Below are 13,772 nucleotides of genomic sequence, written 5' to 3' on the forward strand. Positions count from 1 at the left end.
CTTTCTATAATATAAAATAATTAAAGTCCTAAACGCAATCCTAATTGATAGGTTTTAAACTGTGGTGCTAACCCGATATCTGTTCCCTGACCAAATATAGACGAAGTTGCACTAAATTCAGGATCATAACCCAGATAATCAGTAAATGTGAATAAGTTTTCAGCACTAGCATAAAGCTTTATATATTTTATATAGTTATTCGTTATTGGAATATCATATCCTAATACCAGCGTTTTCAATCTTAAATAAGAACCATCTTCTATCCAACGATTAGAAAACTCAGCATTCCCCATTGGATCCCCCCAAGTCGCCTTAGGCATATCTGTTTGTTGTCCTTCTGCTCTCCAACGATTAGCAACTGCTTCACTTTGGTTTTCGTAACCACTCATTTTTTCTAAGTTATAGCGTACTCCGTTATAAATATCATTCCCAACTGAGAAAGTAAACAATCCTTGCAAATTGAAACGTTTGTATGTAAAATTAGCTGAAAAACTACCTGCTATATCCGGATTTGGATTTCCAATCACCATGCGGTCATTGTTATCAATAATATTATCGCCGTTAGTATCAACAAAACGCATATCTCCGGCAGTAAAAGGAACTAATTCGCCATTAGTCAAACGTCTGTTAAGTCCTGCAGCATTTGCTTCTGCAGTAGTACTATAAACACCATTAGATTTTAAACCATAGAATAAATTAGCATCTTTACCAACTGAAGTCAAATAAGTAGCTCCAGCAAATTGAGTTAAGATATCACCATTAGGCAAAGCCTGAATTTCATTTTTATAATGGCTTACATTTACTCCTAAATCTACATTAAAATCATTAGATTTAATTACTCTGGCATTCAAAGATAACTCAGCTCCTAAAGTACGCATAGCCCCGCTGTTAGATACTACATAATCAAAACCTGTTACATTAGGAACTGTTTCATAAACAACCATGTTTCTTGTTCTGTTATAATAAGTATCAAAAGAAGCATTAACACGTTCATTGAAAATTCCTAAATCAGCTCCTAAATTTAATCTCTTAACTGTTTCCCATTGCAAATTAGGATTACCAATATTACCACTTACTAAACCTTGCATTCCAAGCAAGTTTTGAGAAATATAATATTTTTGAGCTGTAAAATTCCCTATATCATCGTTTCCGCTGTGACCAATACTTGCTCTTAACTTAAGATAATCTATAGCTTTTAAATCTTTCATAAAACCTTCAGAAGAAACTAACCAGGCTCCAGTTAAAGAAGTCATCAAGGCTAATTTATTTTTTCCATTAGCTTTATCTCCAAAACGGCTTGAACCATCTACTGCATAACTGGCAGTCAGGAAATATTTATTACGATAATTATAATCTGCATTTGCATAAATATTTAACCAATTCCATTCTCCTAAAACTCCACCTACCTGACGTAATAAGTTAGAACCTGCTCCAACAGAAGTAAAATCATCAGTAGAAGAATTATAACCTAAACCTAAATCACTTTCTGATTTGTTAGTTTGTGTTCGAAGTCCAAAACGAACATCTAAGTTATGATTCTCAAAGAAATTTTTATTATAACTACCGTAAGTATCCGTATAAATACTTCTATACCCCTGAATCTCACTTCCGGAACGATTTTTCCCAATAGCTGTAGGTAATATTACATCCGCTACACCAGCATCAGGAATAAAAAAAGATTCTCTTTCTTTGTTTAAAGTCAAACCGAAAATTGTTCCAATATTCCATTCTTTATTTAAAGCATAATTAAATTTTAAATTACCAAAAAAACGATAATTATTATTTCTACCAAAACCATTAGCAAAAATAGCCATAGGGTTACTTACATTAAAATAATCTACATCTGCGTAGTTTGGAGAAAACTCTCCGGCATCATTAACATCATTAACTGCTAAAAATGGTGATTTAGTCAAAGCTAGATATAGCGGACTTGTTTTGTATGCAAATCCTTGATCCCATTGATTTTGAACATTATTGATAAAAGACAAATTAGCATCAACTGTCATTCTTTCTGTTAAACGTAAAGCTGCATTTAAACGGGTACTATAACGTTTAGTGTCAGTTCCATCAATAATTCCTTTACTGTCTAAATAACCAACAGATAAACCAAACTTAGCAATTTCATCCCCTCCACGAATTTTAAGAAAATAATTTTGATTTACACTTGATTTAAAAATTTTATTTTGCCAATTGGTATTATTATGAAATTTATAATAACCTGGAGTATTTACGTCATCATTCATATAAGGCAAATTAGAAATTTGAGCCCCCGATAAACCACGAGTAGCCTCTAATTGAGATAAATGAGTACGATAAGCGTTGGCACTCAATAACGGTAACTCATCAGGTGTTTGATTAACACCTCCAAACATTGTAAAATCAATTTTAGTGGTTAACTCTGTTGGACGAATAGTTGTAATTTTAATTACCCCATTAGCACCTTTTGTACCATAAAGAGAAGATCCATCCTTAATTACAGTAATATCTTCAATATCCTTCACATCAATATTAGTTAAAGGAGATGAAACATTGTTTTGTAAAATCCCTGAACCATAATCTTCATCATCATATATCATTCCATCAACTATAATTAAAGGCTTATTAGTTGCATATAATGAATTAAAACCTCTTAGAGTTAAATAAGCACCAGCTGCAGGAGTACCTGAATTTCTAACAAAATTCAAACCTGCTACTTTACCTTGTAAAAAACTACCAACTGATTGATTAACTGGGTTAGACCATTGATCTTTATCAAAATTAACTACTGTTGCACTATTTGCATTATTATATTGCATTTTATCCCCTGTTGCCATATCAGCCATTTGATAGGTCTGAGAATAATTAGCTTCTTTTAAGAATATTTCAATTCCCGATGTACGCTTCTTTAAAGCATATACTTTAGTTTGAAAACCTTCTCCGCTAACCTGAAGTAGTGCCTCTTCATTAGGTACTCTAATTTCAAAACTACCATCATCATTTGAAATTACTCCCGAAAAATCTTTAACAGCGATGTTAATCCCTGATAAAGCTTTAAAAGTTTTGGCATCTTTAACAACACCTTTAACTAAAATTCCTTTTGTTATTACTTTTTTGGTTGAAATTGCGGTTGAAGTTGAATCCTGAGTCTTCTGAGCATATAATGGCGCATAAAGTTCCCCAGCAAAAAAAAGACTCACTAAGCAGCTTAGTTTTATAATTTTTAGCATAACTATTTTTTTATAGAATATTATTATTTTGTTTGAGGAACGAATCTTAAATAATCAAGGGTAAGCTCACTAGTACTACTTGTACCTGCTATTAGAGAAATCAAGTCAATATTACCCGCTTTAGCTAAAGTAAATTCTCCTAAATACAATTCTTCATATGAATTAGCTGGTACATTCATATAAGCAAATTCTTTTATTACTCCTTGCATAACACCATTTAGAAACACATTGCTTCCTCCAACTCGTAATTTTTGCGAAACTACTACACTTCTATCATTATAGGCTTTCCAATAAACTTTATAAGTAGTACTAAATAAATCTTTAGCATTGTAATTTAATGTAAAAAGACTCACTCCTGGATTTTGGACCCTAATATCATTAAAAAATATTCCCGAAGCATCAACCCTGTCTCTAAACAAAACTCTGGATCTTAAATTTGAAGGACTAAAACTTGTAATGCTTTCACCTTCAATTTTTGTTGTAACTAAGCGTTTCCCTAGATCAACATCAACTTTTTTCATTATATAAACAATCCCGTTACTTAAACGAACTTGTTGTACAATTTGTGTTTTATCCACTGGAATTTGCACACCAAATCTTGAAGTTAAAGTTGCTGGTAATTCATTTAACTCATATTCTTTAGCAAAAGCCATATCCCTTAATGTAAAATATTTAGAATAAATAGCTGTTGAATCTTTCGACGGATCATTAGATGTTTTAATCAAATACGGTTTTAACTTATTTACTTCAGCATTATAACCATCATTTTGCATTAAAAAAACGGTGTACAGATTATTCTCGTTATTCAAATTATACACATTTTTTAGGTATGAATTTGTCAACGAATCTGAAAGATAACCCGCACCGTTAGTCTCTGAAACGGCCTTTCCAATACTATCTGATTTATAGATATTGAATTCTTTTAAACTTAACAAATAATCACTTATCCCAGAAGCTCCTGCTTGCGATTTAATGAATTGCCAAATATTTAATTTTGGAGTTAATGCTTTATCAATTATATGAAACACCCCATTTTTTGCATAGTTATCAGGACTAACGATAGTAGCCTCATCAATAGTTGTGCTTCCTTTAAATGTTACATATTTATTAGTAAACATTTTAATTCTTTCTTCTTGTTTTTCACGTATCGAAGAATAAGTTGTAAAAGTAATATGATTACGTATAAATGCTATCAGACTTGCCGGATCATTCAGTATTGCATCATCTACTTGATTGATTGCTTCATTAGTTGGAACAAAAACAGTAAAAGTTTTTGATTGTTCTAAAACTTTATCGTACCCTGTTTGCTCTAATAACTGAGCAAATTCAGATCCTTCAGGCCTACTTTCAATAGCTTCTTTAAGATTAACCGTTAGATTTTCATCGCCATTATCCAGACGGTCATCCCAAGGGTTAGAACAAGAGATTATTGCTAGCATTAAAACACTAGCAAATAATCTTTTATAATTGAATTTTAATTGGGTCATTTTTACGTGATTAAATTTGTAATTGTTTTGTGTCATGAATAACTACTGATAAATTAAACCAGAGCCACCTGCTTGAAATTTAGGATACAACTGATTCATTTCTACTGGACGAAACTCAACTAAATCAAACCAAGCGGAATCTCCAGCATTAAATTGACTTTGTAATGTTAAAGTATGTCTTGCTGTAGTGGTCACATCAATTGTACCCACTAATCTACAATTTACTCTATTAGACCAAGGTTGAGCATAACGTTTATAGCCTTGAGATTCTAATACTGTTTCAGGTGTACCTGCAGTATCCGTATTACCTCCTTCATGTAAGTTTATCTGTCTTGGGAGTTCTACCCCATCAAAAAACACTTTTACATTTCCTAATTTACTAGCTTTCTGTCTGTAAGAAATCCAAACCTTATATTTCCCTTTAATAATAACCGGTGTTTTGAAAGCGATATTCTGACAGGTAGCATCCCTAAATCTATAAATTTCAAGAACATCTGCTCCCCAACATCCAGCTACTCCATTTGTTATAGCAGTTCCATTAGCAGCTTTATTATAAGAAATACGAGAAGCTCCATCCGTTGTTTTTCCATCCCAAGTAACATCAATACCTGCTTCACTTAGAGGTACATCTTGAAAAGCAGCTCCTGGTTTTCTCCATATAGAAGTTAATCTTCTAAACTCGGCTATATCAGTAAATTCAAAATATACTGGAGCTGGTAAACGTTTCTTAATAGCAAAATTTCCTTCAACAAAATGCAATACTCCATTTGAAGCAGTAACATCGCTCACTGCTCTGTCAATAGCAACTCCTTTTTCCAGAATTCCATTGAAAATATCATCGTTTAACAAGATAGTATCTTTACTTAATTTTGCACTAATTACTTCAAGAGGAGCCTTAGTTACCAATGCAGGAGATACTGCTATATCAGCTAAATACTGTAAGCCAGGTAAAATTCTATAACTAATAAAAAGATTCAAACTATCTTTCTTATCCATAGGATTATTTAAATGGCTATATCGGGCTTTCAATTGATCTAAAGTAGTATAACCTGCCTCAGCAAATACCTCATTTGTTTGTGCTAAAACAGATAAATAACTAGATACATTATTTTCATCCTTAGTCAAAGGCTTATTCAATTCATCAAACCATCCAGTAGCCTTTAAAGCTTCGGTGAATAAAGATAAATTTGGATTTTCTGCAATAGTTTGTGCCAATGTTTTATTAGCCACAAGCAATACTTTATCAATAATATGAACTACTCCGTTTCCTAATTCAATATTTGAAGCTACAATACTGGCTGATTTATTTACAGTTACACTAGAAACTCCATTTTTATTAGATGCTCCTGTAATTAAATACTGTCCGTGCAAACTAGGAGTTGCTATTTTACCATCAGTAAAAGAAGTAGTAGTTACTTTTTGATCTAAAATATGCAGTCTAGCTATATTTTGTAAATCTTCTAATGGGATTTCACTCAATGAAGTAGCTCCTACATCAGTTAAATATTGTTTAACCGCTTCGTTTGTCGGAATAAAAACGGTATAAGTACCGTAAGTATTCATAAAGGAAGCATAATTAGTCATATCTAATATCTCTAAAAACATCGAATAATCAGAGTTAGCTCTTAAATATTCCGTAATATTTAGAGTTTCATCAGTTTTTTCTTTAATCTTTTCTTGTGAACAATTTTGAAACGCAATAGCGATAAAAAACACTAAAGTAAGTCTCAACAGGCTAGGTAATCTTAGAATTCTTTTCATGACTTATTTTTTTATTTATAAAATGGGTTTTGTACAAGCGCTTTATTAGTAAAAAGTTCGAAAGTATTAATAGGTAAATAGTGACTGTTTGGATCTCTTAATTTTGCAAGTACCGATTGTTGTTGTTCAGGAAGTGCTCCTGAAATTCCTGCCTCAAGTAAAATATCTAATCTTGCATAATTATTTCTTTTTGCATTACGTAGTAAATCAAACCAACGTTTTCCTTCATAAGCAAATTCACGGGCACGTTCATCTAAAAGATAATCAGTTATCTGAACCTTAGCTCCACCACTTAGGTCTTCAGCAGTTAAGTCAAGAGCGTTACGGTTTAAACGTAAATTAGCAATAATATCAAGAGCTTCCTGACCTTGCTCTAACTCATTGAGTGCTTCGGCTTTCATTAATAGCACATCGGCAAAACGATAAATAAACCAGTGCGTATCAGCATCCTGCAAAGCTTTAAATTCGTTGAAATCAAAACCTATATATTTATAAATCAAATTAGCACCCGGAACTACTGAAGCACGTTCACCACGAACATCTCTGTTTGTTGGATTATCAAGATCAATCCCAAAAACATCTTCTAAAACTAAATCACCAGCTAAAAATTCTGGCCTTTGTCTAAAGATATTATAAAATGGTCCTAAATTAGTTTTTGTATATTGTAACTCCAAAATACTTTCAGCTGAATTACCATTTGCATATACCGTAGTAAACCAGTTGCTGGAAGCAGGTATCAATCTAAACCTTGGAGAAGCAATTACTTTATTTGCCGCATTAACTGCCTCTTGAAACTTATCAGTCCATAAATAAACATCGGCTTGCATAGCATTAATAGCATAAGTAGTAATACGTCCTCTGTTTGAGGCATTATCACCATAATCTTCTACACCATATTGTTCAGCTAACTCTAAATCTTTTATTACCTGAGCAAAAACTTCAGCTTGGGTTGAAACAGGTATTTGAAAATTATCGGCATCACTCTTAGTTGCATCTAATTTCAAAGGAACATCTCTAAAAGTACGTGCCAATGTAAAATACAAATAAGCTCTAATAGCTAATGCCTCAGAAAGGAAATTATTCAGTTTAGTTTGAGTTAAAGTTGGATCCAGATCTTTAACAGCAGGTGCCAAATCAATTACTGTATTACAATAATTAATAGTGCGGTAAAAAGCTGCCCAGCTTGTTAATTCATTAGATGCAATAATATTAGAGTTCATAATATCTCTTTCATCCTCAGTAACATTTCCTCCCGGAGCAATCATATCGGCTCTTAATTCACCATACATAAATAAGTATTGAGACATTGTTAAATCACTCACTCCTGGAGGCGAATTTAACATAGAAGAATAAATCCCTATTACAGCAGCCTGAATATCTTCTTTTGTTTTCCAGAAGTCTTCACGCACAATTCCGTCTTGAGGTCGTAAATCTAAATAATTATCGCACGAACTTGCCGAAACGAAAAGTATGAAGATTGCTAATATTGTTTTTATTTTAGTTTGCATAAATCAGATATATATTTTATTAAAAACGAGTTGTTAGACCAAATGAAAAACGTTTTGTAGGTGGTGTGCTAGCATTATCAATTGACATACCAAAAGCACCTCTTCCCATACTTACTTCAGGATCCTGACCTCTGTACTTTGTAAAAGTATACAGGTTATCAGCGATTACATTAATCCTTACATCATCTAAATTCAATTTTTTCAATAGATTTTTACCAAAACTATAACTAAGACTCACTGAACGAAGACGAACAAAAGAAGCATCTTCAACATAACGATCTGAACCCAACCAGTTGTATCCTGCTCCATAAACCGCTCTAGGCATATTAGTGACATCTCCTGGATTACGCCATCTCGCTAAAACGGCTGTACTTTGATTACTCCAACCATACATGTTAGTAGTATTCATATCTGTACCATTAACAATATCAAAATCAAAACGATACGTAAAGAAAAGATTTAACCTCCATTGTTTGTCAAAAATTATATTTGGACCAAAACCTCCTGAAAATTTAGGATTGCTATTTCCTAAATACACTACGTCACGACTATCAATATTACCATCTTTGTTAATATCTTCATAAATAGCATCTCCTGGTTGAAATGTATAATCAGTAACCGGATAGTTAAAACGCATAAATACTTCCTGACCATTAGGACCTATAATTACATTGCCACTGGCATCTCTTGCCTTTGTAGCTTCAAGATCAGTATATACTCCTTTAAAGCGATAGCCATAAAAAGAACCAAAAGGATTGTCTACTTGAAGAAAACGTTTAAATTGTCCATTTCTATCTATGTTTCCACTTTCAGTGGGAACATATTCAGATATTTCGGTAATCATATTTTTATTATTCGAAATATTGAAATTGAAATCTACTTGCCATTTTCCTGACTTATATGGAGTAGAATTAATTCCAATTTCCCATCCTTTGTTTTTCAAAGTTCCTACGTTTTGATCCGATAAAGTTGTATAACCCGAAACTGAAGTAATATCAAGGTCTTCAAAACGAAGATCTTTAGTTACGGTTTCATATATTTCGGCATCCACACTCAAACGTTTATTGAACATTTGAAGGTTGAATCCTAAGTTTTTACCAATTTTTGTCTCCCATCGTAAATTAGCTAACTCCATATTTCCAGGAACAACACCGTTTAGACCAAGATACTGTGTTTGATAATTATTATAAATATTATAAAAAACATAATCATATTTAGGAGCTCCTCCCGATTGTCCATAACTCAATCGCATACTTAAGTCATCGATACTTGTAAACTTTTGCATAAAAGGCTCTCCTGAAATTCTCCAACGAGTAGAAATGGAAGGGAAATAACCATACTTATTTTTACCAGCAAATTTTGAATTACCATCACCACGCAAACCTACATTTATCAAATAGCGATCTAATAAACCATATTGAGCACTAAACACCGCTCCTACACTTCTGGCCTGAGTATTACTAGTATATAGTGTACCGTTTGGTGTTCTGGAAGGATTTGACGGATCAGTCAATAAAGACGAAGCCGTATTTGATGTCAATGCCTGATGAGAAGTATATTTAAAATCATTTGTTTGCAATGATACCAAAGCCTGAAAGGTTTGTTTTTCTCCTATGTTTGGCGTATAGATAAAATTGGTCTTTGTTATAATGCTTGACTGATCAGAATCAGCATCACCAGCTCTGTTTACAACTGTTTCAGTAAAAGGACGACCTGTAGCATTTTGAGGCAGGAAAGACTTGTTTTTTCTGGACAAATAATCAAACTGTAAATCAAAAGTTGACATAAACACCTTAGGAACAATACTTACATTCAAATTAAAGTGAGGAACAATACGATCTTCTGATATATCATTAGTGGCAAGCTCAGCCATAGCAAGTGGATTGTATGTACCACCATAAGTTCCCTGAACGTTAGCAGCCGGTGTAAAATAATTAGGTGTAAGATTTCCTAGCTCATCATACTCATAAATACTCATATTAGGCATTTTAGTATAAGCAACCCCTCTTAATTTGTCCTGACTATCATTTGAATTCACATAATTGCGTTGAGTATCTGTATGAGTATAAGACAAATCGGTTTTAAATTTAATACGGTCAGACACTACATAATCCAGGTTCAAACGAGCATTTAATCTTTCTAATCCGGTACCTATAGTAACCCCTTTTTGTTTATAATATCCTACTGATGTAAAATATCTTGCTTTTTGGCCTCCTCCCTGTAAAGAAAGGTTATGATCTCCTGTCAAACCAACTTGAGTAATTGCATCTACCCAATTAGTATTTTGACTATAATTTTTATAATAATAAACATCCTGTGGATCGTATTGAAATTCTTTAACTGTCAAAGTATTCAAAGGCACTCCATTTCTATTCATAAATTCTTCAGGTATCAATTGCGAGTATTGATCACCATTCAACATAGGAATAGTAGGTGGCAATTTAGAGTAAGTTCCTCTAAAAGTATATGTAATTTTTGGAGCTCCTACAGATCCACGTTTAGTAGTTATTAATAAAACCCCTGCAGCCGCACGAGAACCCCAAATAGCGGTAGCAGCAGCATCTTTTAATATCGTTATAGTTTCAATATCGGATGGTGCAATATTAATTAAGGCGGCATATCCTTGCTCATCAGCTGATCCAAAGTTAAAATCATCAGGTACTGAAGTCTCATAAGGCATTCCATCAACTACAATCAAAGGATCAGAAGAACCAGTAATAGAAGATGTACCACGAATACGAATTTGCATTCCCGCTCCTGGATCCCCACTACTAGCAACAATGTCCACCCCTGATAAACGTCCTTGCAAAGCTTCATCGATTGAAGCCGCTTGTGTACCTTCTAAATCAGCCGCATTAATACTAACCGAACTCGTTGTACGGTCTCGATCTGCAATACGCATTAATCCATTATCAGACGATTTAGCTGAAGTAACAACAATCTCTTTTAACGATTCAACACTTGAAACTAACGTTACCTTAATAGATACTTTCCCATTAATAGCAACAGTCTTAGATTTGTAACCAATTGTAGATATTAACAATTTGTTATTAGGATTTTTAACTTTAATAGCAAAATTTCCATCAATATCCGTTACAGTACTTCCTACTGTACGATTTTCCCCATCTTGCTCAGCAATCGAAGCCATAGGAATTGTTTGGTTATCTGAAGCATCAAATACCTGTCCTCTTACTATATAAGGAGCATTGGCTTGTTGTGCTAATGCAGGTAAAGTTGCCAGAAGAATAAAGGCAAAAGTAAAACTGCGTAATATATTTATAATTTGTTGTTTCATTTTATTCCGGAAGTTTAAGATAGTTATCTACTAAATGAATTAAGGATCTATCAGCTAAATTGTTACTTTGAGCTTTAACATAGTTTGCTGTTCTCATACTATTTAAATCTCTAAATGATAAAGTACCTGAAGTACTCGCAACATTAACATAGGTTTTTTCTCCCAAACCATCTTTTCTAAGTGTTTCAAATTGACCAGTTGTTAACCCATCATCAGAAGCTGTCTTATCGACCAAAATGTGAAAACTAATAAAATCGGCAACCTTATCCTTATCTCCTTGTAAAGCAGGATTATCTGATGCAGGTAAAACACCATCTAATTTAGCTTGAGCTATTGCAGCATTATTTGGAATAATAAAAGTATATGAGGTACCTAAAGCAACTCCCTGAATAGCATCTGTAGCGGCATTATAAAGTGTCGAATTCTTAAGATAATTATAGAATGCAGAAAATTGAGAACCGGCTACTCCGGCTAATGCCTTAATTTTTTTACCTTGTGGGTCTTCTGCAAACTGAGGGATATTATCGATATAATAAGTTACACCATTTTGTTGAATATCCTTACCTGTTATTGTAACTTGAGTTCCCTTTTCTTCATTACCTGCAGCAAATATTTTACCATTATTCCATTTAATATATTCTCCTGGGAAATCCAAATCTCCTGTACGAATAATACCTGAAGTAGTCATTATATTATCTAACTCACCGTTAGGCGTTGCTACAATACAATTATATAGTACACGATATAAACGTGCTCTGGCAGGACCGGCTGTTATTCTTTGTTGTGTAGTTGGGTTAGTATACACCCATATTGAACTATTAACATCATAATCAAATCCTAAAGAACGAAGTAAAGAATCTGAAGGTAAAAACAAAACAAATTTACCTCTGATATTACTTACCATTTCTTTAATCCCTGAACCATCATTAAACAATCTGGTTGCAAGCATATAATTAGGATCTAAATAAGCCGAAGTATAAACACTATAAAATAAATTAGACTTTTGTACTTTATTAGTTCCATAAAAGAAACCATTACTTAAGATTTTTTTATCAGTGATATCCGAATTAAAATCAAACCTTAGATCCTCACCTACCCCATTATCATAACTTGTAGCTTTTGAAGGCCAAACTGCATTTTGAACCATATGTGCATTAACAAAATCCTGAAACACATATAATGGAAGTTTATCTAATGAAGTGTAGTGCTTAAGCAAAACCTGATTAACAAATGTTTGCAAAGGTGCATTTTCAGGCACAATCAATGTATAAGCATCTGATTGTCCATCGTTATCAGCTTGTTTAATATAATTTTCATTATTAGGAGAGAAAACTAATGAAGGATTATAAAATTTAACATAAACATCATCAGTCTTTCCTGTAAAATTATAGTAACTGGCTTTTACATTTTCGTTAAAAACATAAGAAACTAAATTATTTTCAAGAATACTACGGAAAAGACTGTATTTACTGTTTGATTTTTCACTATCCTGTTCCAAATATTGACCAATACTCAATAATGGAAGACTAACTTTATCTACTTCATGAATAATACCATTCTCAGCAATAATATCAGCCTCTTTTACTTTACCTTCAAACAGATTAAATCCTGTGTAATCACTAGTTGGATAGAAGTAATTAAAATCAGCAGAGCTTAAATTTGCGGCAGCAAAATGCTCATCAGTAAAATAAGTAACATACTTATTATTATAATCTCCTATAACATAAGCTCCATTACGATTAGCATCTACTATCACTCTTGGAGTTCCATCTATTATTTTATTTTGAAATCCATCATAATATGCAGTTCTTCTCCTAAACGCATTATCTTTTACCCATCCTTGTCCGCTTTGATAATCCGAAAGCTGATCTTCTCTAAAAGCATTATAAACAAGTGCATATTTAACAATCTTAGAAGCTGTCGCATCATCAATCTTACTTACATCTGATATATTTTGTTCTTGAAAATATTTCGTAAAAGCCTCATCATTTGGAGCAAATATTGTCCAGTAGCCTGATTTACTCAAGATATCTTTGTAACCGGCTTTTTCAATTAGGACTAAGAAATTTTTAAAATTACCTCTTACATCTAATTGCTGATAAATTGGATCTTCAAGATAATCTGGGCGCCCATAGTATTCATCAAATACATCTCGACTACAACTGGCAAATAGCACCAGAAGGGGTAGAATTAATAAATAATAGTTAATTTTTCTCTTCATTGTTGGTTAGCGTATAAAGTGGTGAATAAATTAATTTGTGTTTTTTTTAACTCTTTTTTATCAAGTTTTAACTTTTCAAATGTATATGTTAAGCTTAATACATGTATCCTGCTCTATCCTGTTATTTCACATATATATAAAAAAAAAGCAAATTAAATACACATATCACATTCTATTAACGAATAAATTATTGATGAAAAATTTATTGTATTCATTGGGATTATCTCAATTATTACACATTAAATACACCTAACAAAATTCATATATATCAATTTAACATATATTTTGTAATTT

Annotated in this window: 6 protein-coding genes; all 6 read right to left on the bottom strand. The window is 32.7% G+C overall.

The window, feature by feature from the left end; all coding sequences use genetic code 11:
• Positions 1–20 precede the first annotated feature (20 nt).
• From FEM21_RS10305 to FEM21_RS10330, 6 genes are read right to left on the bottom strand one after another with little or no spacing between them, the layout of a single operon-like run.
• A complete protein-coding gene (locus FEM21_RS10305; RefSeq protein WP_035660166.1) occupies positions 21–3,206 on the bottom strand; it encodes a SusC/RagA family TonB-linked outer membrane protein in 3,186 nt (1,061 codons plus the stop codon).
• A 23-nt stretch (positions 3,207–3,229) separates the two neighbouring features.
• On the bottom strand, positions 3,230–4,693 hold the full coding sequence (locus tag FEM21_RS10310) for a fasciclin domain-containing protein (RefSeq protein ID WP_160171313.1): 1,464 nt from the start codon (positions 4,691–4,693) through the stop codon (positions 3,230–3,232).
• Positions 4,694–4,735: 42 nt separating this feature from the next.
• A complete protein-coding gene (locus tag FEM21_RS10315; RefSeq protein WP_035660170.1) occupies positions 4,736–6,454 on the bottom strand; it encodes a fasciclin domain-containing protein in 1,719 nt (572 codons plus the stop codon).
• A gap of 11 nt (positions 6,455–6,465) precedes the next feature.
• The gene (locus FEM21_RS10320; protein WP_035660171.1) at positions 6,466–7,962 is read right to left on the bottom strand and encodes a RagB/SusD family nutrient uptake outer membrane protein; all 1,497 of its coding nucleotides are present in this window, start codon (positions 7,960–7,962) and stop codon (positions 6,466–6,468) included.
• A gap of 19 nt (positions 7,963–7,981) precedes the next feature.
• The gene (locus FEM21_RS10325; RefSeq protein WP_035660172.1) at positions 7,982–11,257 is read right to left on the bottom strand and encodes a SusC/RagA family TonB-linked outer membrane protein; all 3,276 of its coding nucleotides are present in this window, start codon (positions 11,255–11,257) and stop codon (positions 7,982–7,984) included.
• A 1-nt stretch (position 11,258) separates the two neighbouring features.
• Complete coding sequence (locus tag FEM21_RS10330) at positions 11,259–13,478, bottom strand: fasciclin domain-containing protein (RefSeq protein ID WP_035660173.1); 2,220 nt, start codon at positions 13,476–13,478, stop codon at positions 11,259–11,261.
• Positions 13,479–13,772: the final 294 nt, after the last annotated feature.

The sequence above is a fragment of the Flavobacterium seoulense genome (genome assembly GCF_000695795.1).
In the GTDB taxonomy this organism is placed as follows: domain Bacteria; phylum Bacteroidota; class Bacteroidia; order Flavobacteriales; family Flavobacteriaceae; genus Flavobacterium; species Flavobacterium seoulense.